This window comes from Pseudomonas sp. AC463, assembly GCF_979253585.1.
Window position 1 is genome coordinate 1 of sequence record NZ_CEEDDZ010000018.1, and the last position, 20729, is coordinate 20729.

A 20729-nucleotide genomic window follows, 5' to 3' on the forward strand; every position below is an offset into this window, starting at 1 on the left:
CGGGTCTCAGGTCAGAACCGGAACACTTCCATATCCGTACGAATTGGCACGGCCATCGGCATCTTCGGTTTCTGCGGCTCTGCCGGCCTGGCCTGTACCGGGGCTTGCTTGCGCGGCGCCTCGGCGATTGGCGGCTGGTTGGCCAATGGCTTGAGGGCTACCGACAGCTGCTGCGCCAGGTTCTGCAACAGCACGCCCTGGGCCTGGACCTGGGACGCGGTGGTGCCGGTGTGTTGCTCCTGCAGGTGCACGATACGGTTGTCGCGCACCTGGCCACGGCGGTCGATCAAACGCCACTGCGCGTCAAGGATCGCCGGCTGCGAAGCACCGGAGTCGAGCCGGGTAATCGTCAGCAACACCTGTACATCGGGGCTGAAGCCGGTAGGCGCTGGGGCCAGGACCACACGCTGGCTATCAAGATGACCCGCCACCTGGCGCAGCATCAGTTGGTTGATGTCGGACGATAAACTGCCCGCCCAGCGACCATCGGTGGAACCTTGCAGGCTGCCGTCGTTCTGACGTTGCAGCAGGGTTTCGCGTTGCAGGTAGTCAGCCACGACCACCGGGCCAAGCAAGACGGCCATGCCGGCGCTCTGTGCTGGCTGCGCTGGACTTCCGCTGTCCAGTTGATACAGCGACACCGGCTGGTGAGTGCTGCAACCCGCCAGCCCCAAAAGGCCAGCGAGCATGAAAATAAAAGGAAGGCGTGGAGCAGTCATCATCCCATCCAGGTGGCTGCCACAAGGCGAACCACAATGTAATACTTAAAAATAACCTAAACACGCTCGGCCACGCCGGCGCTGGAAAGGCCATATCATCCGTGAATATGCGCCATGACTCCAGCGCCAAAGCGTCGATCTACGCGTTAAATCGTAGATCGAGGGCTCTAATACGCGTTAAACCGGCGTTTCCACCAGCAAAGCATCCACTCGTTGGAAGCCACGCGGCAGTTTATTACCACGACGGCCACGCTCGCCCTTGTAATGTTCCAGGTCGTCAGGGCGCAATGACAACGTGCGCTTGCCGGCCTGAAGCACCAAGGTCGCACCTTCCGGGATCACTGCGATGTCGGTCACGTACTCTTCGCGACTGGCCACCCGCTCGCCGGGAATACCAATGATCTTGTTGCCCTTGCCTTTGCCCAACTGCGGCAGGTCGCTGATCTTGAACACCAGCAAGCGCCCTTCGGTGGTCACCGACGCCAGCCAATTGCTCTCGCGGTTCTCCACCGGCCGCGGCAGGATCACCTTGGCGTTGTTCGGCAAGCTCAACAGCGCCTTGCCCGCCTTGTTCTTGGCCTGCAGGTCTTCACCCTTGACCACGAACCCGTAACCCGCGTCGGAAGCGATCACATACAGCGCGTCGTCTTCCGGCAGCAGCACACATTCAAAATTCGCCCCCGGTGGCGGCGTCAGGCGCCCGGTCAGCGGCTCGCCCTGGCCTCGTGCCGAGGGCAAGGTGTGGGCCGGCACCGAGTAACTGCGCCCGGTGGAGTCGATAAACACCGCAAACTGGTTGGAACGCCCGGCCGCAGCCGTCTTGAAGCCATCACCGGCCTTGTACGACAAACCGGTGGCGTCAATATCATGCCCTTTGGCAGAACGAACCCAACCCTTTTCCGACAGAACGACGGTAATTTTCTCGTTCGGCAGCAACTCGGTTTCTGTCAGCGCTTTAGCTTCGGCGCGTTGCACGATCGGCGACCGACGGTCATCGCCATAGGTTTCAGCGTCTTTGATCAACTCACTGCGCACCAGCTTCTTGAGCTTGGCTTCGCTGCCCAGCAGGGCTTGCAGCTTGGCTTGCTCCTTGAGCAGGGCGTCTTGCTCGTCGCGCAGCTTCATCTCTTCCAGTCGCGCCAACTGGCGCAAGCGGGTGTCGAGGATGTAGTCGGCCTGGATCTCGCTCAGCTCGAAACGCGCGATCAGCTCGGCTTTCGGGTGCTCGGCGGTACGGATGATGTGGATCACTTCATCCAGGTTGAGGTAGGCAATCAGCAAGCCGTCCAACAGGTGCAGGCGGCGCTCGACCTTGTCTAGACGGAACTGCAGGCGGCGGCGCACGGTGTTGACGCGGAATTCCAGCCACTCCACCAGCAGGTTGCGCAGGTTTTTCAGCTGCGGCTTGCCGTCCAGGCCAATGATGTTGACGTTGACCCGGTAGCTGGACTCCAGGTCGGTGCTGGCGAACAGGTGCTGCATCAGGACTTCGTGGTCGACCCGGCTATTGGTCGGGATGATCACGATGCGGCACGGGTTTTCGTGGTCAGACTCGTCACGCAGGTCGGCGACTTGCGGCAATTTCGACGGTTTGGCCTGCATCAACGCGGCGATCTGCTCCAGCACCTTGGCGCCGGACACCTGGTGCGGCAGCGCAGTAACAATAATGTCGCCGTCTTCAATGTGGTACACGGCGCGCATGCGCACCGAGCCCTTGCCGGTTTCGTACATCTTCAGCAGGTCGGCACGCGGCGTGATGATTTCCGCTTCGGTCGGGTAGTCCGGGCCCTGGATATGCTCGCAGAGCTGCTCGACCGTGGCTTTTGGCTCATCGAGCAAACGCACGCACGCCGTGGCGACTTCACGCAGATTGTGCGGCGGCACGTCGGTGGCCATGCCGACCGCGATACCGGTGGTGCCATTGAGCAGGATATTCGGCAAACGTGCCGGCAACACCAAGGGTTCGTCGAGGGTGCCGTCAAAGTTCGGGCCCCAGTCGGCGGTGCCCTGCCCCAGTTCGCTCAGCAACACTTCCGAATAGCGCGACAGGCGCGCCTCGGTGTAACGCATGGCCGCGAAGGACTTGGGATCATCCGGCGCACCCCAGTTACCCTGGCCGTCCACCAGCGTGTAGCGGTAGCTGAACGGCTGGGCCATCAGCACCATGGCTTCGTAGCACGCCGAGTCGCCGTGGGGGTGGAACTTGCCGAGCACGTCACCGACGGTACGCGCCGACTTCTTGTGCTTGGAATCGGCGTCCAGGCCCAACTCACTCATGGCGTAGATGATGCGCCGTTGCACGGGCTTCAGGCCGTCGCCGATATGCGGCAAGGCACGGTCCATGATCACGTACATGGAATAGTTGAGGTAGGCATTTTCGGTGAAGTCAGCCAGCGACCGGCGTTCTACGCCGTCTAAGCTGTCTGCAAGGATGTCACTCATGCGGGCCTCATCATTATTGGGTAAGGCGCAGCGGAACTGCCGCAGCGCTGATTCAATTCAAAAAGTGGATAGCTCATGGGCGCGCGCTCCAGCCACCGGCGGGGGCGGCGAAACGATAGACCACGGGGCGTTTTTCGCCATCGGCGCGGGCGCCGAAGTTATTGTCGATACCCAGCCACGCCCCCTCGGCGTCGATCACCAAGGCTTCGGCCAGGCCATAGGGCTGGGCGTAGCGACGCTCAGGCGTCAGGGTTTCGTCGGCAAACGACCAGCACAGCTCAACTTTGGCCGTGATGGGATCGCGTCGGCAAATCTGGAATGCATTGCGCTCCAGGGTGAAAAGCTTGCCGCTGAACAGTGCCAAATCGGCAAAATCCTTGGACACCGCCTTGGCACTGGGGAACCTGGCCGGTTGCACTTCCTGGCCGGCCTCGCTCAGCAACACGCAGGGGCCGTCACAATCCCAGAGGCTCTGTGGACGCTTGATCGAGATTAAACCCCGTCGCTCGCGCTCGGCCGCCAGCCAAATCTGGTTACCTTCGGGATTTATCGCCAGGCCTTCGAACAAGGCATTGAAGTGCAGCAGCATGCCGCTGGCACGCGCTTCACGCACCATGCCGGGGGCAATTTTCAACCACTCGGGCGCCCCGCTCACAGGCACTTGCAGCACGGCGGCATGGGCTTCGCTGACGATGTAGCGGTTACCGGCGGCATCACAGGTGATGCCTTCAAAGTCCAGGTCGCCACCACGGATGAGCGCCGCGGCCTTGGTGCGCGAGCGCAGGCCCCAGGGCAAGCCGGAATCAGGCACTGGCGGCACGTCGATCTTCACCGCTTCGGCCTGCCAGGTCGGTGCGCTGATATCGAGGCGATAGATCTGGTCGTCGTCGCGGTCGGAAACCGTCCACAACTCCTTGCCGCACAGGGCGAGGCCCGACAGGTTGCCGCCGCGCATGCCGTCCACCGGGTGCTCGGACAGCATTTTCAGCTCAGCCGCAGGCGCAGCGAGCGCCTGGGTGGCCGCCAACCCGCTCAACATCAGGATCGCCAGGGCGACACCTGTGCGCATCAGCCCAGCACCTCGGCCAGGTTGCCTTTGGATTCCAGCCAGGCTTTGCGGTCCGGCGCGCGTTTTTTCGCCAGCAGCATGTCCATCATTTCCGAGGTGCCGGCGTAGTCTTCCAGGGTCAACTGCACCAGGCGACGGGTGTTCGGGTCCATGGTGGTCTCGCGCAGTTGCGGCGGGTTCATCTCACCCAGGCCTTTGAATCGCGTGACCTGCGGCTTGCCGCGCTTCTTCTCGGCGACCAGGCGGTCGAGGATGCCATCGCGCTCGGCTTCGTCCAGGGCGTAGAAAATTTCCTTGCCCAGGTCGATCCGGTACAGCGGCGGCATGGCGACATAGACGTGACCGGCATCCACCAATGGGCGGAAATGCTGCACGAACAGCGCGCACAGCAAGGTCGCAATGTGCAGGCCGTCGGAGTCGGCGTCGGCGAGGATGCAGATCTTGCCGTAGCGCAACTGGCTGATATCGGCCGCGCCCGGGTCGACACCAATGGCCACGGCGATGTTGTGCACTTCCTGGCTGGCCAGCACTTCGCTGCCATCGACTTCCCAGGTGTTGAGGATCTTGCCGCGCAACGGCAGGATCGCCTGGAATTCCTTGTCCCGCGCTTGCTTGGCGGAACCGCCGGCGGAATCACCTTCGACCAGGAACAGCTCGGAACGCATCGGGTCCTGCCCGGCGCAATCGGCCAGCTTACCCGGCAGTGCCGGGCCCTGGGTGATGCGTTTGCGCTCGACCTTCTTGCTGGCTTTGAGGCGACGGCCAGCGTTGTTGATCGCCAGTTCCGCCAGGGCCAGGCCCAGCTCCGGGTGCTCGTTGAGCCACAGGCTGAAGGCGTCCTTGACCACACCGGAAACGAACGCCGCCGCCTCGCGGGACGACAGGCGCTCTTTGGTCTGGCCAGAGAATTGTGGCTCCTGCATTTTCATCGACAGCACGAACGCGATGCGCTCCCACACGTCTTCCGGCGCCAGCTTCACGCCGCGTGGCAACAGGCTGCGGTATTCGCAGAACTCGCGCATGGCGTCCAGCAAGCCCTGGCGCAAACCGTTGACGTGGGTGCCGCCCTGGGCCGTCGGGATCAGGTTGACGTAGCTTTCCTGCACGCTGTCGCCACCTTCGGGCAACCACAGCAGCGCCCAGTCGACGGCTTCCTTGTTACCGGCCAGACTGCCGCAGAACGGCTCGTTGGGCAGGCGTTCGAAGTCGCTGACGGAATCTTCCAGGTAGGAGCGCAGGCCGTCCTCAAAGTGCCACTCGACCTTCTCGCCGGTGCCTTTGTCTTCAAAGGTAACCAGCAGGCCTGGGCACAGGACAGCCTTGGCCTTGAGCACGTGCTTGAGGCGGCTGATGGAGAATTTTGGCGAATCGAAGTATTTCGGGTCCGGCGCGAAGTACACGCTGGTACCCGTGTTGCGCTTGCCCACGGTGCCGATCACGGCCAGGTCGGTGGCTTTGTAGCCATCGGCGAAGGTCATCTCGTATTCGTTGCCGTCGCGCTTGACCCGCACCCGCACCAGCGTGGACAGGGCGTTGACCACGGAAATACCCACGCCGTGCAAGCCACCGGAGAACTGGTAGTTCTTGTTGGAGAACTTGCCACCCGCATGGAGCTTGGTGAGGATCAGCTCAACGCCAGGCACACCCTCTTCCGGGTGAATGTCCACCGGCATGCCGCGGCCATCGTCGGACACTTCCAGGGAATGGTCGGCGTGGAGAATGACATGCACCGACTTGGCGTGGCCGGCCAGGGCTTCGTCGACGCTGTTGTCGATGACTTCCTGGGCAAGGTGGTTCGGCCGGCTGGTGTCGGTGTACATGCCGGGGCGTTTGCGCACCGGGTCGAGGCCCGAGAGGACTTCGATGGCGTCGGCGTTATAAGAGCTAGCGCTGGGAGTGGCCATGGGGTCTCGTCGTGAGTCGTTCGATTAAAAAGTAACCTGCGGTTTCCAAGGCAATTACAGTGCCGAAAAATCGAAGGATTGATACTGATCTGCGCCAATGCCGGCAAAACTGAGCAACGCCGGCAATTGCGCGGCGAAGCCTTGGTAACCATGGTCGCCACCGGCCTGGATGCGCAAGGCACAGGCCCGGTAATACTGTTGGGCGAGGCGATAATCCAGTGTTTCATCGCCGGTCTGCAACCACACCTGATAGCGCGCGGCGTCCTGCGGGGCCGGCACTTCCAGCTCGGCCAGGGCCGTGACGTGGTCGTGGGTCAGTTCCCAGGTTTCATCGGTATAGAGGTTCTTCTGGGTGCCCAGGTAACCGTCGAACATCCGATGCGGGCTTACTGCCGGGTTGACCAGCAGCGCCTTGAGGCCATGGCGCTCGGCAAGATGGGTTGCATAGTAGCCGCCGAGTGAGCTGCCTACCAGCAGCGGCCGCCCCAGTTCGGCAATGGCCTGCTCCAATTGAGGAATCGCCTGACGCGGGTGGTGATGCAGGGCCGGCACACGCAGTTGGTCGGCCAGGCCGAGGTGGTCCATCACCGTGATCAACTGGCAGGCCTTGTTGGACGCGGGCGCGCTGTTGAAACCGTGGATGTACAGGATCGAAGCGGACATGCCGGGCTCTCCGTGCTTGCGCCAAAAGGGCGCAGTTTACAGGGATCCAAGCGCTGTGTGATGACCTCAATCCACAGGACACCAAAGTACTAATGTGGGAGGGGGCAAGCCCCCTCCCACATTTTGATCAGTGTTTACAGGGGTTAGTAGCCGTTGCTGCCGTAATCGATGGTGAAGGTGAAGCCCTGGACGCGTTCCACACCCGTCTCCAACCGCCCGTCGGCATGCAGGCGCAGCCAGCGATAGCCAGGCGCTTGCTCGCTGACCTTGAAATCCTCGCTGCCCGGCGCGAACTGGATGCAGGTGGACGGCGACGCCAACAGGCGCACGCCGTTGCGCTCGCGGTCGATTTCCTGGTGCACATGGCCCCAGAGCACCGCCCTTACCTGCGGGAAACGGTCGAGTACGGCAAACAAAGCCTCAGGGTTACGCAGCCCGATAGGCTCCATCCACGCGCAGCCGATGGACACCGGGTGATGGTGAAAACACACCAGGTGATGACGGCTCGGCGCCTCGCTCAAGGCCTGGGCGAGCAATTGCAGTTGCTGGTCCTGCAGGTAACCGGGCACCGAGCCGGGCACGGCGGAGTCCAGCAGGGTGACGCGCCAGTTGCCGACATCGACCACAGGTTCCAGCAAATCACTGTGCACGGCGGCGTGGGCCATGACCTGCGGTTCGTCGTGGTTACCGGGGATCCAGCGCGTGGGAACGCCGAAGGGCGCGGTCATCTCGCGAAACTGCTGATAGGACTCCAGCGTGCCGTCCTGGGACAGATCCCCCGTGGCCAGCAGCAAATCAATCTGCGGCTGCTGCTCGCGCACCAACTCGATCACCCGCTGCAGGCTTTCGCGGGTGTTCATGCCCAGCAGCGTGGCATCCGCCTCGGCGAACAGGTGGCTATCGGACAGTTGCACCAGCAACGCCGGCGCATCGGGGTTCACGGTGGATACGCTCGGCAAGGCGCTCTCCCAGGGCAATCACAGGAAATGGACAGTTGGCGCGATTATGCTGGGGCAGGACGCAAAGAGGAAACCCTGGAAGCAGACGCAGTTCACATCTACCGCACGACTTCGAACTCATGGCCCAGGGCCAGGCAATGGCTCAGCCACTCACCGAGGAACACATTGAGTTGTGCTTTCTCATCGGGCTGGTGCATGAACACATTGGGGTAAGGATAGATGCTGCGAAAACGCCGCGCATGTTCGGCGCTGATCACTTCGGCCATCCGCGCGTCGTGGTACACCTGCACTTCCAGTTGCGGCACCGGCAGCCATGGCAGGCTGTGCTCCTGGCGAACGCGCAGGGTGGTGGTGTACGGGCAGTTGACGATGACTTCCAGGGCCAGCACGCCGAGCATCTGGTCGCCATGGGTCACGCCGATGCGCCGCGCGTCGGGCGTGTGGCGCATGTCGGGGAGCAAGCGCATCAGCCGCGCATAGTTGGCCTCGCAGGCGGCTTGCAGCCCGATCAGGTCGACTCGGTATCGTTCCCGTGCCTTTACTGCCATAACCCCCTCACTTCCGCGCGATTAAGCGCAAGCCATTGCAGGGCGATGATGCTGGCTGCGTTGGAAATTTTGCCGTCACGCACCGCTTGCAGGGCATCTTCGAACGCCCAGGTGGTAACGCGTATGTCTTCTGCCTCTTCTTCCAATCCATGGACGCCCCCCACACCGGTGCTGTCGCAACGCCCCAGGTACAAGTGGACATATTCGGTACTGCCGCCGGGCGACGGGAAATACTTGGTGATCGGCCACAGCGCGGAGAATGTCAGCCCAGCTTCCTCCTCGGCTTCACGGTGTGCAACCTCCTCGGGTTGCTCATCCTTGTCGATCAGGCCGGCGACCATCTCGATCATCCAGGGGTTGTCGGTACGGCCCATGGCGCCGACGCGGAACTGCTCGTTCAAGACCACTTCATCGCGTTGCGGGTCGTAGGGCAGCACGCACACGGCGTCGTGGCGCACGAAGACTTCGCGGTTGATGATCCGGCTCATGCCGCCGTCGAATTTTTCGTGGCGCAGCTGCACGCGATCAAGCTTGTAAAAGCCTTTGTAGGCGTTGTCGCGCTGAACAATTTCGATCTTGCTCGGCGTCGATTTTGTAAAGTCCGTCATATCCCTTCCTCGTTAAGCCTGAGCAATGGGCGCCATCCTAACGCGCTCGCGGCCGTTGGTGCAGCCCCTTTGCGGTTGCCGGGATAGACGGCGGAGGTCAAACTCACTCTAATCAGCTTAGTGGCGAACTGACTGCCTTGCCGGTAGTCGAAGCTGCACAATTTCGCTCTTATCGATAGACGAAGGACATCCATGTCACTTTTAAAAATCGCTTCTGTGGCCTGCATCGCCCTGACCCTCGGCGCCTGCCAAAGCCTGTTCCAACCCAGCTGGCGCACCCCGCTGGAAGCCACCCGCGACACCACCGAACAAACCCGGCCGGGCTGCGCCAGCGCCGATTGCGCGCTGGTGAATATCGACACCGTGCACTTCGCCAAGGAACCCAAGCTGGATGCCTTGATCGAACAGCGCCTGCTCGAAATGAGCGGCGCCAACCCGCTGCCGACCAGCCTTGCGACCTATCGCGAGCAATTCCTGCAGACCGCGGCGCCGAACAACAGCATGTATCTACAGGCCAAGGTACGCGAGCAGCATGACGGCTTGGTGATCATCGAACTGTCCAGCTACCTGGACCAGGGCGCCACCCACGGCGAGCCGGGCCGCGCGTTCATCAACTATTCGCGCCAGCAGCAAAAGGCCCTGTCGCTGACCGACATGCTGCTGCCCGGCAAGGAAGAGGCCTTCTGGAAGGCCGCCCAGGTTGCGCACAACAGCTGGCTGATCAGTACGCGCCTGAGCCTGGAGCCGGAGTTCGTGAAAACCTACCCCTTCCAGAAAACCCCGAACGTGGCACTGACCTACGGCGGCGTGATCCTCAAGTACCCCACCACCACCATCGCGCCGTATGCCTTGGGCCACGTCGAGTTGCAGATTCCCTATTCGCGCCTGGACGGCATCCTCAAGCCTGAGCTGGTGCCTGTGCGCCACTGAAGGCCCGACCCAGGATGAACTGCAACAGCCCTGCCAGCACCAGTGCCGGCAGGGTCGCGCCGATATCCGGGTACAGGTTGGCCAGCAAGTGGTAAGTCCCGATGCCACCCAGCCAGGCCAATAGCGCCGTCCAACGCAGGCTGGCGACCACGCCCTGGCCTCGGCGACGCAGGATGAAGTGGTCCACCAGCACCACACCGAACAGCGGCGCAAACACCGAGCCAATCAGCAACAGGAAGTTCTGGTATTGCGCCAGGGGTGCAAAACACGCGATCAACGTGCAGACCACGCCAATGGCCAACGCCAGGTGCTCAACCTTCACGCGCAACAGCATGCCGCTGGACACCGCCGCCGAATGGATGTCGGCAAAGGCGTTTTCCGACTCGTCCAACAGGATCAGCAGCAGCGGAATCCCCAGGCCCGCCCCGGCCAACGCCAGCAACAGCGCATTCACTTCACCGCTCGGCGCAAACGCCAGGGTGTAGGCGACGCCCAGGCTCATCAGCCAGAAATTACCGATAAAAAAGCCCAGCGCGGTGCCCCCGAACACGCTTTTGGCGCGCTTGCCGAAACGTGAGTAATCGGCGATCAGCGGCAGCCACGACAGTGGCATGGCGATGGCGATATCAAAACCCACCGCAAACGGCATCGAGCCATCACCGGCCTGAGCCCAGAGGGCGGCGAGGTCGGCCTTGGCGAACAGGTTCCAGCTCAGCCACAGGCAAGCGGCGAGCAGCAGCCAGATGCCCCATTTGCGCAGGATCTGCCGCACGAAAGTCAGCGGGCCGCTGACCGCCAACAGGGTCGCCAGACCGCCGAAAAACAGGGTCCACAGCAATGGGCTGGCCAACAGGCTGCCGTCGCTGAACGCTCGAGTGCCCAACAGGCTGGCGGCGTCGCGCATCACAATGATTTCGAACGAGCCCCAGCCGATCAGCTGCAGCAGGTTCAGCAACGCCGGCAGGCTCGCGCCTTTGGCACCGAGGCTGAGCTTGAGGGCGGCCATGGCGGACAGGCCGGTGTCGCTGCCGATCACGCCGACGGCGGCCAGCAGCAGCACGCCCACCAGGGTGCCGAGGAAAATTGCCAGCAGCGAGCCGGACAGGCCCAGGCCCGGCGCCAGGAGGGCGCCGGTTTGCAGGACCATCAGGCCGATGCCGAGGGAGAACCATAGGGAGAACAGGTCGCGGGCGCCGAAGACTCTTTTGTCAGCGGGCACCTTGATGTCGGGGGAATAGGTGCTGGGTTGGATGTTCAAGGGTGGTATCTCTGAGGGGCATTTTGTTGTTTGGGTGATTGCTATCGGGGGCAAGCCCCCTCCCACATTTTGAATTGTGAACACTTTCAAAACTGTGGGAGGGTGCTTGCCCCCGATGAGGCCCTTACAGGCATCTACAATCCGGGATCAGACCTTCTTGTAAAGCTGACTCCCTTCCTGCTTGAACCGCTCCGCCTGCTCGGCCAAGCCCTTGGCCACATCCACATCCACCGCTTCAATGCGCTGGTTGGCCGCGTACTCACGCACTTCCTGGGTGATTTTCATCGAGCAGAATTTCGGCCCGCACATCGAACAGAAATGCGCGACCTTGGCCGAGTCCTTCGGCAGGGTTTCGTCGTGATATGAGCGCGCGGTGTCCGGGTCGAGACCGAGGTTGAACTGGTCTTCCCAGCGGAATTCAAAGCGCGCCTTGCTCAGGGCGTTGTCGCGAATCTGCGCGCCCGGATGCCCCTTGGCCAAGTCCGCCGCATGCGCGGCGATCTTGTAGGTGATGATCCCGGTCTTCACGTCATCCTTGTTCGGCAGACCCAAGTGCTCCTTGGGCGTGACGTAGCAGAGCATGGCGCAACCGAACCAGCCGATCATCGCCGCACCGATGCCGGAGGTGATGTGGTCGTAGCCGGGTGCAATGTCGGTGGTCAGCGGGCCGAGGGTGTAGAACGGCGCTTCGTCGCAGCATTCCAGCTGCTTGTCCATGTTCTCCTTGATCAGTTGCATCGGCACGTGGCCCGGGCCTTCGATCATGGTTTGTACGTCGTGCTTCCAGGCGATCTTGGTCAATTCGCCAAGGGTTTCCAGCTCGCCGAATTGCGCGGCGTCGTTGGCGTCGGCAATCGAGCCCGGGCGCAGGCCGTCGCCGAGGGAGAAGCTGACGTCGTAGGCCTTCATGATTTCGCAGATTTCGTCGAAATGCGTGTAGGTGAAGTTCTCTTTGTGGTGCGCCAGGCACCACTTGGCCATGATCGAACCGCCACGGGAGACGATACCGGTGACGCGCTTGGCGGTCAGCGGCACGTAGCGCAGCAGCACGCCGGCGTGGATGGTGAAGTAATCCACGCCCTGCTCGGCCTGTTCGATCAGGGTGTCGCGGAACAGCTCCCAGGTCAGGTCTTCGGCGGCGCCGCCGACTTTTTCCAGGGCCTGGTAGATCGGTACGGTCCCGATCGGCACCGGCGAGTTGCGGATGATCCACTCGCGGGTTTCGTGGATGTGTTTGCCGGTGGACAGGTCCATCACCGTGTCCGAACCCCAGCGAATGCCCCAGGTGAGTTTTGCCACTTCTTCTTCGATGGACGAGCCCAGGGCGCTGTTGCCGATGTTGCCGTTGATCTTCACCAGGAAGTTACGGCCGATGATCATCGGTTCCAGCTCGGTGTGGTTGATGTTGGCCGGGATGATCGCGCGGCCACGGGCGATTTCTTCGCGCACAAATTCCGGAGTGATGATTTTCGGCACGCTGGCGCCGAAGCTGTGGCCGGCGTGTTGCTGGTCCAGCAGGCCGCTGGCGCGGGCTTCTTCAAGCTTCATGTTTTCGCGGATGGCGACGTATTCCATCTCGGCAGTAATGATGCCTTTGCGCGCGTAGTGCATCTGCGTGACGTTGGCCCCGGCCTTGGCGCGACGCGGGTTCTTCACGTGGGCGAAGCGCAGGGCAGTCAGCTCTGCGTCGCTGAGGCGCTGCTGGCCGAAATGCGAGCTGAGGCCCGACAGGCGCTCGGTGTCGTCGCGCACTTCGATCCACGGCGAACGCACATCGCCCAGGCCTTTGCGCACGTCGATGATCACATTGGGGTCGGTGTAGGGGCCGGAAGTGTCGTAGACCACCACGGGCGCGTTGATTTCACCGCCGAAATCGGTGGGGGTCACGTCCAGGCTGATTTCGCGCATCGGCACACGAATGTCCGGGCGGGTGCCTTGTACATAGATTTTTTGCGAGCGGGTAAACGGCTGCACAGAGCCGGAGTCGACCTTGGCCGATTCACTCAAATGCACGGTGTTTTTTGGTTTTGTACTCATCACGGGCTCCAACTTATCCAGGCGGTGGATTGTTGTCGGAGCGAACCTGAGACGGATGGACGCACTGAAACCAGTGCTGTGCTTGGCGCACGGGCTGTTCGATTGTCGAACAACATCCCGGACGAAGCACAAGAGGACTCGCCGGGTGACGAGAAATCTTGTTCCCTACGCAGGCGCTAACCTGATCAGGTTCAACGGGATCCGGTATTTACCGATCTCAGCCTTCCAACAAGGCACCCCGACAAGAACGCGGCCAGTCTAGACCAAGCCGCGGGCAAATTGCCAATAGCGGAGCATTCAGCGTGATGAATGGCGTGATTGCGGGATTGTTGCGCCGTGTCACCGCCACTACACTCGATTGCCGCCACAGTGCTTGACGCCGGGATTGGCCAGCCTTAGCCTTGGGCGCTAAATTATCACCATAATATTTAATCTAGGGATCGCCTCATGCTGCGCAAACTCTCACTGGCGCTCGCCGTGTCTTGTGCGACCAACGGAATGGTCTGGGCAGCTGAAGCGCCCTTGTCCGCGAAAACCGACCTGGTCAGCGTCTACCAGGAAGCGGTGGACAACAACGCCGACCTGGCCGCCGCCCGCGCCCAATACGGCGCGCAAAAAGAAGTGGTGCCCCAGGCGCGCGCAGGCTTGCTGCCAAACCTGTCGGGTGGCGCGGATATCAACAATGTGCGCACCCAGATCGACACCCCAGCCGCCACCGCCAACCGCGATGCGCATTCCTGGCGCGCGACCCTGAGCCAGCCGCTGTTCCGCGCCGACCGCTGGTTCCAGCTGCAAGCGGCCGAGGCCACCAATGAGCAGGCCGCGCTGCAATTGTCGGCCACCGAACAGAACCTGATCCTGCAAAGCGCCGAAAGCTACTTCGCCGTGCTGCGCGCCCAGGACAACCTGGCCTCCACCAAGGCCGAAGAAAACGCCTTCAAGCGCCAGCTGGACCAATCCAACGAACGCTTCGACGTCGGCCTGTCGGACAAGACCGACGTGCTGCAGTCCCAGGCCAGCTACGACACCGCGCGGGCCAACCGGATCCTGGCCCAGCGCCAGGTCGACGACGCCTTTGAAGCGCTGATCACCCTGACCAACCGCCAGTACAACTCGATCCAGGGCATTGTGCACACGTTGCCGGTGTTGCCACCGCTGCCGAATGATGCCAAGGCCTGGGTCGAGACGGCCGGCCGCCAGAACCTCAACCTGCTCGCCAGCAACTACGCGGTGACTGCCGCCGAAGAAACCCTCAAGCAACGCAAGGCCGGGCATGCGCCGACCCTGGACGCCGTGGCGCAATACGAAAAAGGTGACAACGACGCGCTGGGTTTCAGCAACCCGAATGCCTTCGGCACGCCGTATCGCGGTGATGTGGAGCAACGCACCATCGGCCTGCGCCTGAATATCCCCATCTACAGCGGCGGACTGACCAGCTCGCAGGTGCGTGAGTCCTACTCGCGCCTGGGCCAGACCGAGCAACAGCGCGAGGGCCTGCGCCGCCAGGTGGTGGAAAACACCCGCAACCTGCACCGCGCGGTGAACACCGACGTGGAGCAGGTGCAGGCGCGCCGCCAGTCGATCATCTCCAACCAGAGCGCGGTGGAAGCCACGGAAATCGGTTACCAGGTGGGCACGCGCAACATCGTCGATGTGCTGGATTCACAGCGCCAGCTCTATGCGTCGGTGCGCAACTACAACAACAGCCGCTACGACTACATCCTCGACAACCTGCGCCTGAAGCAGGCGGCGGGTACGTTGAACCCAGGGGATCTGCAGGACCTGGCGCGGTATCTCAAGGCGGACTACAACCCGGACCGCGACTTCCTGCCGCCGGACCTGGCCAAGGCTGCGGCGGAGCAGCTCAAGGCCCGCCCAGGTTACTGATTCAACATAGATCCAAATGTGGGAGGGGCTGTGTCAGTTGATCAGGCGCCCAAGACCGTCCAGCAAACGCTTCAACGCGCCCTGATTGGCCTGCATCACCTTAAGCCCCGCCTCGGCCATCTTCCGCGCATCCCGCGGCAACTCGAACAACTGCCGCACCGCCTCGGCCAACCCTTGCGCGTCATCCACCTCACGCAACGCCCCGGCATCACGCATCATCGCGGTGATTTCGAGGAAGTTGAACACGTGCGGGCCCATGATCACCGGTTTTGCCAGCGCCGCCGGCTCCAGCGGGTTATGCCCCCCGGTGGCGACCAGGCTGCCGCCGACAAAGGCGCTGTCGGCCAGGGCATACAGAAACAGCAACTCGCCCATGGTATCGCCGAGCAGCACGGAGGTTTGCGCGGTGACGGGCTCGCCGCTGGAACGGCGCACCGTGGCAAAACCTTGCTGCCCGCACAGTTCGAACATCGGGCCAAAGCGCTCTTGATGGCGCGGCACCAGAATCAGCAATGCATTGGGGTAGCTTTCGAGCAATTGGCGATGGGCCGCGAGCACCACTTCATCTTCGCCTTCATGGGTGCTGGCGGCGATCCACACCGGGCGCTCGCTGGCACCCCATTGTTCGCGCAGGGCGGCGGCGCGGGCCGGCAGCTCGGGGTCGATGGTCAGGTCGAACTTGATCGAGCCGGTGACCTCGACGGTCTGCGGCCGCGCGCCGAGGCTGCGGAAGCGCTGGGCTTCGGTTTCGGTTTGCACGGCGAACAGGCTCATTTGCGCCAGCATGGGCGCGGTGAGCTTGGCAAATTTTGCATAACCCTTGGCCGAGCGCGCCGACAGCCGCGCATTGGCCAGCGCTACCGGGATCCCGCGCTGGGCGCAGGCGTGGATATGGTTGGGCCACAGCTCGGTTTCCATGATCACGGCCAGCTTGGGCTGCACGCGATCAAGAAAACGCTTGGCCGCGCAAGGCAAGTCATACGGCAGGTAGCAGTGCTGAATGCGCGGCTCATTGGCGAACAATGCCTGGATGCGCTCGGAGCCGGTCGGCGTCATGCACGTCACCGTGATTGGCAACGTCGGGTAACGCGCCAGCAGCCCGCGAACCATCGGCGCGGCGGCAATGCTCTCGCCCACCGACACCGCGTGCACCCAGATCCCGCCCGGCTGCATCACCGGCAAGCCATAGGAAAACCGCTCGCCGACGCGCTTGGCGTAAGCCGGCGCCTTGCGCGCGCGCAGCCACAGACGTAAGGCCACCAACGGCAGCGCCAGGTAAAACAGACAGCTATAGAGAGTTCTATTCATGGCGGCGGAGTTTATCGGCTTTTTCAGTCAATGGCCCGCAGGCACTCGGCAAAACGTTCGGTGAGGAAGCGCGCGGCGGGCCCGAGGTGTTCGTCGCGGCGCCACACCAGCTCCACCACCAGGGCCGGCGGGGTCCATTCGCTGTCCAGCTCGACCATTTGTTGCTGGTAGGCCGGGTATTGCACGATATGCCGGGGCAGCCACGCCCAGCCCAGGCCGCTCATCAGCCATTCGGCCAACACGTAGAAACTGTCGGCGCGCCACACCAGCGGGCTGGCGGCTTCGCTGCCGGGGTAGACGCTGGTCTGGGTCGACATCAACAGCTGGCGAAACTGCGCGAGGCGCTGGCAGGTCACGTATTTGTCCTGGGCCAGCGGGTGGTTGACGCCGCACACCGTGACCATTTCCACGCTGCCCACCACGCGCCGCTCCAGGGCCTCGGGGATCTGGTCGTGATAGAACAACAGGCCCAGGTCGGCCTTGCGCTCCACCAGCTTGCGCGCCACATCGCCCTGGGCGGCACTGGACAGTTGCACTTCGAGCAGCGGGTACTGCAACGCCAGCGCTTCGAGGCTGTCGAGCACCGGCTGGAACAACATGGCTTCATCCTGCGCCAGGCGCAGGCAGGCCTCTTCACCCCGGGTCAGGGAAAGCGCGCGCCCGTTGAGACGCTCGCACTGGCGCAGCACTTCGCGGGCTTCCTCCAGCAGCACCGCGCCGGCCTCAGTGAGGCTGGGCTGACGACCACTGCTACGCTCGAACAGGCTCACGCCAAGGTCTGCTTCCAGCAAGGCAATTCCGTTGCTGACCGCCGACTGCGCCTTGCGCTGCCCGCGCGCCACCGCCGAAAAGGAACGCTGCTCGGCGACGTCGACAAACAGGCGCATTTGCTCAAGATTCCACTGCATGGCCAACCCATCTTCTATTCGGATAGGTAATGACTTTACCCCATCTGGTAACCCTCTAAAATGCCGACCTTATCAAGCGTGCTGCACTTCGAGGATTGATCCATGAACCCTGCCTACTACTACCTGGCCATCGCCATCTGCTCGGAAGTGATCGCCACCGTTTCCATGAAAGCCATCAAGGGCTGGAGCACGCCGATCCCTTTGCTGCTGGTGATCGTCGGCTACGGCGTGGCCTTCTGGATGCTGACCCTGGTGGTGCGCACCGTGCCGGTGGGCGTGGCGTATGCCGTGTGGGCCGGGATGGGCATCGTGATGGTCAGCATCGCGGCGCTGTTTATCTACGGGCAGAAACTCGATGTGCCGGCGATGCTGGGCATGGGCCTGATTGTGCTTGGGGTTGTGGTGATTCAGCTGTTCTCGAAAACCGCCGGGCACTGACCGCTACTCAACAGCCTGTATACTGCGCCTCTTGTCTTGAACACTGAGGTCGCCGATGCCATCCGTTATTTCCACCGACGTTGTGATTGTCGGCGCCGGGGTTGCCGGCCTCTGGCTGAATGCGCGCCTGCGCCGCCAGGGGTTTTCCACGGTGGTGGTGGAAAGCGCCACCTTGGGCGGCGGGCAAAGCGTGAAGTCCCAGGGGATCATTCACGGCGGCGCGAAATACGCCCTGCATGGCGCCCTCACCGGCGCCTCCGAAGCGATTGCCGACATGCCGCGCCGCTGGCGCGAGGCCCTGGCCGGCAGCGGTGAGCTGGACCTGTCCGGCGTACGCCTGCTCTCCGAAGCGCATTACCTGTGGTCCCCGGGCACCCTCGCCGGCAACCTCACCAGCTTCTTCGCCAGCAAGGCCGTGCGCGGCCGCGTCGACCAGGTCAAGGGCGACGACCTGCCGCCCGCCCTGCAAGACCGCCGCTTCAAGGGCAAGGTCTATCGCCTGGCCGAACTGGTCATCGACGTGCCGAGCCTGATCGAACGCCTGGCGCAGCTGGCCGGGGATGGCCTGCTTGCCGGCCAGCACATCGAACCGCTGCTTGACGGCGACAGCCTGGTGGGCCTGAAGGTCGATGGCCGCGAGATCCGCGCCCAGCGCATCGTACTGAGTGCCGGCGGCGGCACTGCCGAGCTGTTGGCCGCCCTGGGCCTGAGCCAGCCGGCCATGCAAACCCGCCCGCTGCACATGATCATCGCCAAGGGCCCTGGCCTGAAGCCGCTGTACGCCCACTGCCTGGGCGGCGGCACCAAGCCGCGCATCACCGTGACCACCCACCCGGCCGCCGATGGCAACTGGGTGTGGTACATGGGCGGCGACATCGCCGAGGCCGACGGCGTGGCGCGTACCCCTGAAGAACAGATCGCCACCGCGCAGAAAGAGCTGGCGCAGTTGCTGCCGTGGATCGACATGAGCCAGACCCGCTGGGCCACCTTGCGCGTCGACCGCGCCGAGCCGCTGCAATCGGGCCTGAGCCGGCCCGACAACGCCTTCCTCGCCGAGCAGGGCAACCTGCTGGTGGGCTGGCCGACCAAGCTGGCCCTGGCGCCGGACTTTGCCGACCGAGTGATCAGCAGCCTGCAACGCGACGGCATCCGCCCAACGGCCGGCGAGCCCCTGCCCGACCTGCCAAAACCCGCCATCGGCGTACCTGCCTGGGAGCAACTGTTGCCATGAGCCTGCCTACCCTGCACGACCTGCATCGCCCACTGGGCAGCACCGGCCTGCTGGTGTCGCCGCTGGGCCTGGGCACCGTAAAGCTCGGCCGCGACCAGGGGGTGAAATACCCTAACGGCTTCACGATTCCGGACGACGACGCCGCACGCATGCTGCTGCGCCAGGCCCGCCAGCTGGGGATCAACCTGATCGACACCGCGCCGGCCTATGGCATGAGCGAGGAACGCCTGGGGCCGCTGCTGCGTGACCAGCGCAAGGACTGGGTGATTGTCAGCAAGGTCGGTGAAGAGTTCGAAAACGGCGTGTCCAGTCACGATTTCAGCGCGGCCCACACGCGGATGTCCATCGAGCGCAGCTTGAAACGCCTTGAAACTGATTTTATCGACCTGGTGCTGGTGCACTCCGACGGCAATGACCTGCATATCCTCAATGACTGCGAGGTCTACCAGACCCTGGCCGAGCTGAAACGCGAAGGCAAGATTCGCGGTTTCGGCTTCTCCGGCAAAACCGTCGAGGGCGGCGTGAAGGCTCTGGAACAAGGTGATTGCGCGATGGTCACCTACAATCTGAACGAACAGGCCGAAAAAGCCGTCATTGATTACGCGGCCGCCCATGGCAAGGGCATCCTGGTGAAAAAGGCCCTGGCCAGCGGCCATGTGTGCCTGGAGCCTGGAATGGATCCAATTCGCGCCAGTTTCATGTTGTTGTTTGCGCAAACGGGCGTCGCCAGTGCTATTGTCGGGACCATTAATCCGCTGCACCTGGCCCATAACGTGGCGACCGCTGCCCAAGTCATTCGTCAACTCTGATGCCGCCGACGCGGCCGACCCCGTCGCAGAAAGGAGCCGACATGCCGCGAACGCTCATAAGAAAAAACCCCAGCAACTTTAAAACACTGCCGCTGCACGTCGAAGCCACACCCGAAGGCCTGAGCTACCAGAGCGTGGGCATGCCGCTCAACTTTGCCCAAACCTTGCAGCGCCGCAAGCCGGTCGAGGTGGCCGACCCCGAACGCTTCGTGCTGGAACTGGCCAACCTCGGCGTGTCGGTACGCCTGACCCTGCACTGGCAAAACAAGGATTACTGGGTGCTGGTGCGCCAGCGTCGCCAGGACCGTGGTGACGTGGTGCTCAAGCTGATCTCCGGCTATGTGCCCGCCCACGAGTTGAACCTGCCGCTGCACACCGCCATCCAGGAGATTGCCGAGGAATGCCTGCTGGAGACGCCCGAGGGCTGGCTCAGTGGGCGCTTCAACGACACCTGGCTGCCGGCGCCCTACGCGGCGGCCCTGCATTACCGCGAGGCGCTGCCCTTTCGCTTGAGCCCGCTGTCCGGCGCCGCGCGCCCGGTGCGTTGCGCCACCACCCAACTGATCGAACGCCCACGGGCTTACGTGCACTTGCCCACGGCGTCGCTGCAATTGATTTATGACTTGCGGCTTGAAGTGCCGAAAGAGGCCAAGTCGCTGAGCCTGTTTCATGTGGATGAGCGGCTGGAAGGTGATCAGTTGGTGGCGCGCCTGGACCGTCAGCGCCCGGACCTGTACCTGATGCCGCTCAAAGACGGTCAGCCACTGGCCGAGCTGTACACCTTGAAGAAAGACCAACTGTACCCGGCCAGTACGCGGGGTTTGTACCTGGCGGAAAGCTTCGCCCAGCAGGAAGGCTGGCTGGTGCGTGAGGAGCGTATTCGCTGGAAGGATTGGCTCAGGCAGCAAGGCCTGGCGGCGCCGGAGAAAGAGTCGAAATTGAAGCGCCTGGCCCAGCGGGTGCTGCGCAAGATTGTGCCGAAGAAGAAAGTTAAAGGTTAAACCGCAATCA

General features: G+C 62.9%; 18 protein-coding genes and 1 riboswitch. Of the genes, 6 read left to right on the forward strand and 12 right to left on the reverse strand.

All coding sequences use genetic code 11. The features are described 5' to 3' along the window. Positions 1-11 precede the first annotated feature (11 nt). The 8 genes from AC0IYH_RS21635 to AC0IYH_RS21670 all read right to left on the reverse strand — a co-directional run bounded on the left by AC0IYH_RS21635 (position 12) and on the right by AC0IYH_RS21670 (position 8912). Positions 12-719, reverse strand: coding sequence for an ABC-type transport auxiliary lipoprotein family protein (locus AC0IYH_RS21635; RefSeq protein ID WP_116627354.1), 708 nt, complete (start codon positions 717-719; stop codon positions 12-14). Positions 720-896: 177 nt separating this feature from the next. Beyond that, positions 897-3161 carry a DNA topoisomerase IV subunit A gene (gene parC / locus AC0IYH_RS21640; RefSeq protein ID WP_122774805.1) on the reverse strand — a complete coding sequence of 755 codons (2265 nt, stop codon included), beginning with the start codon at positions 3159-3161 and terminating at the stop codon, positions 897-899. Between the two features lie 73 nt (positions 3162-3234). Beyond that, positions 3235-4230, reverse strand: coding sequence for an esterase-like activity of phytase family protein (locus AC0IYH_RS21645; RefSeq protein ID WP_122774806.1), 996 nt, complete (start codon positions 4228-4230; stop codon positions 3235-3237). Next, positions 4230-6134 carry a DNA topoisomerase IV subunit B gene (gene parE / locus AC0IYH_RS21650; RefSeq protein WP_116627357.1) on the reverse strand — a complete coding sequence of 635 codons (1905 nt, stop codon included), beginning with the start codon at positions 6132-6134 and terminating at the stop codon, positions 4230-4232. Before parE ends, AC0IYH_RS21645 begins: the two co-directional genes overlap by 1 nt. 54 nt (positions 6135-6188) lie before the next feature. After that, a complete protein-coding gene (locus AC0IYH_RS21655) occupies positions 6189-6797 on the reverse strand; it encodes a YqiA/YcfP family alpha/beta fold hydrolase (protein WP_116627358.1) in 609 nt (202 codons plus the stop codon). Positions 6798-6940: 143 nt separating this feature from the next. After that, a complete protein-coding gene (gene cpdA / locus AC0IYH_RS21660; protein ID WP_471836111.1) occupies positions 6941-7756 on the reverse strand; it encodes a 3',5'-cyclic-AMP phosphodiesterase in 816 nt (271 codons plus the stop codon). Positions 7757-7854: 98 nt separating this feature from the next. Beyond that, positions 7855-8304 carry a DUF1249 domain-containing protein gene (locus AC0IYH_RS21665; protein ID WP_116627361.1) on the reverse strand — a complete coding sequence of 150 codons (450 nt, stop codon included), beginning with the start codon at positions 8302-8304 and terminating at the stop codon, positions 7855-7857. Beyond that, a complete protein-coding gene (locus AC0IYH_RS21670) occupies positions 8295-8912 on the reverse strand; it encodes an NUDIX domain-containing protein (protein ID WP_116627362.1) in 618 nt (205 codons plus the stop codon). The genes AC0IYH_RS21665 and AC0IYH_RS21670 overlap by 10 nt, the downstream gene beginning before the upstream one ends. 192 nt (positions 8913-9104) lie before the next feature. Between AC0IYH_RS21670 and AC0IYH_RS21675 the strand changes: the two genes are divergently transcribed. Further along, entirely contained in the window at positions 9105-9842 is a 738-nt protein-coding gene (locus AC0IYH_RS21675; RefSeq protein WP_116627363.1) for an RsiV family protein, read from the forward strand. Here AC0IYH_RS21675 and cytX read toward each other — a convergent pair. Both cytX and thiC read right to left on the reverse strand, forming a co-directional pair. Beyond that, entirely contained in the window at positions 9811-11100 is a 1290-nt protein-coding gene (cytX, locus tag AC0IYH_RS21680; protein ID WP_116627364.1) for a putative hydroxymethylpyrimidine transporter CytX, read from the reverse strand. The genes AC0IYH_RS21675 and cytX overlap by 32 nt on opposite strands. Before the next feature lie 147 nt (positions 11101-11247). Next, a complete protein-coding gene (gene thiC, locus AC0IYH_RS21685; RefSeq protein ID WP_122774811.1) occupies positions 11248-13137 on the reverse strand; it encodes a phosphomethylpyrimidine synthase ThiC in 1890 nt (629 codons plus the stop codon). A 145-nt stretch (positions 13138-13282) separates the two neighbouring features. Continuing rightward, a riboswitch (TPP riboswitch) is annotated at positions 13283-13388 on the reverse strand. Between the two features lie 196 nt (positions 13389-13584). Between thiC and AC0IYH_RS21690 the strand changes: the two genes are divergently transcribed. After that, positions 13585-15024, forward strand: coding sequence for a TolC family outer membrane protein (locus tag AC0IYH_RS21690; protein ID WP_116627366.1), 1440 nt, complete (start codon positions 13585-13587; stop codon positions 15022-15024). A gap of 33 nt (positions 15025-15057) precedes the next feature. Here the strand turns inward: AC0IYH_RS21690 and waaA are convergent, their stop codons facing one another. Beyond that, positions 15058-16332, reverse strand: a complete 1275-nt coding sequence (gene waaA / locus AC0IYH_RS21695) for a lipid IV(A) 3-deoxy-D-manno-octulosonic acid transferase (protein ID WP_116627367.1) — start codon at positions 16330-16332, stop codon at positions 15058-15060. Between the two features lie 23 nt (positions 16333-16355). Beyond that, on the reverse strand, positions 16356-17246 hold the full coding sequence (locus AC0IYH_RS21700; protein ID WP_471836115.1) for a LysR family transcriptional regulator: 891 nt from the start codon (positions 17244-17246) through the stop codon (positions 16356-16358). 96 nt (positions 17247-17342) lie between these two features. On the opposite strand from AC0IYH_RS21700, the gene AC0IYH_RS21705 reads away from it, so the two are divergent. Genes AC0IYH_RS21705 through AC0IYH_RS21720 form a run of 4 tightly spaced genes read left to right on the forward strand, consistent with a single transcriptional unit; the run spans position 17343 to position 20719 of the window. Then, the gene (locus tag AC0IYH_RS21705; RefSeq protein WP_003236297.1) at positions 17343-17678 is read left to right on the forward strand and encodes a DMT family transporter; all 336 of its coding nucleotides are present in this window, start codon (positions 17343-17345) and stop codon (positions 17676-17678) included. Between the two features lie 55 nt (positions 17679-17733). Continuing rightward, positions 17734-18909, forward strand: a complete 1176-nt coding sequence (locus tag AC0IYH_RS21710; protein WP_471836117.1) for an NAD(P)/FAD-dependent oxidoreductase — start codon at positions 17734-17736, stop codon at positions 18907-18909. Continuing rightward, positions 18906-19718, forward strand: a complete 813-nt coding sequence (locus AC0IYH_RS21715) for an aldo/keto reductase (RefSeq protein ID WP_122774814.1) — start codon at positions 18906-18908, stop codon at positions 19716-19718. Before AC0IYH_RS21710 ends, AC0IYH_RS21715 begins: the two co-directional genes overlap by 4 nt. Positions 19719-19759: 41 nt before the next feature. Further along, positions 19760-20719 carry a metal ABC transporter ATPase gene (locus tag AC0IYH_RS21720; RefSeq protein ID WP_122774815.1) on the forward strand — a complete coding sequence of 320 codons (960 nt, stop codon included), beginning with the start codon at positions 19760-19762 and terminating at the stop codon, positions 20717-20719. The last annotated feature ends 10 nt before the right edge of the window (positions 20720-20729 follow it).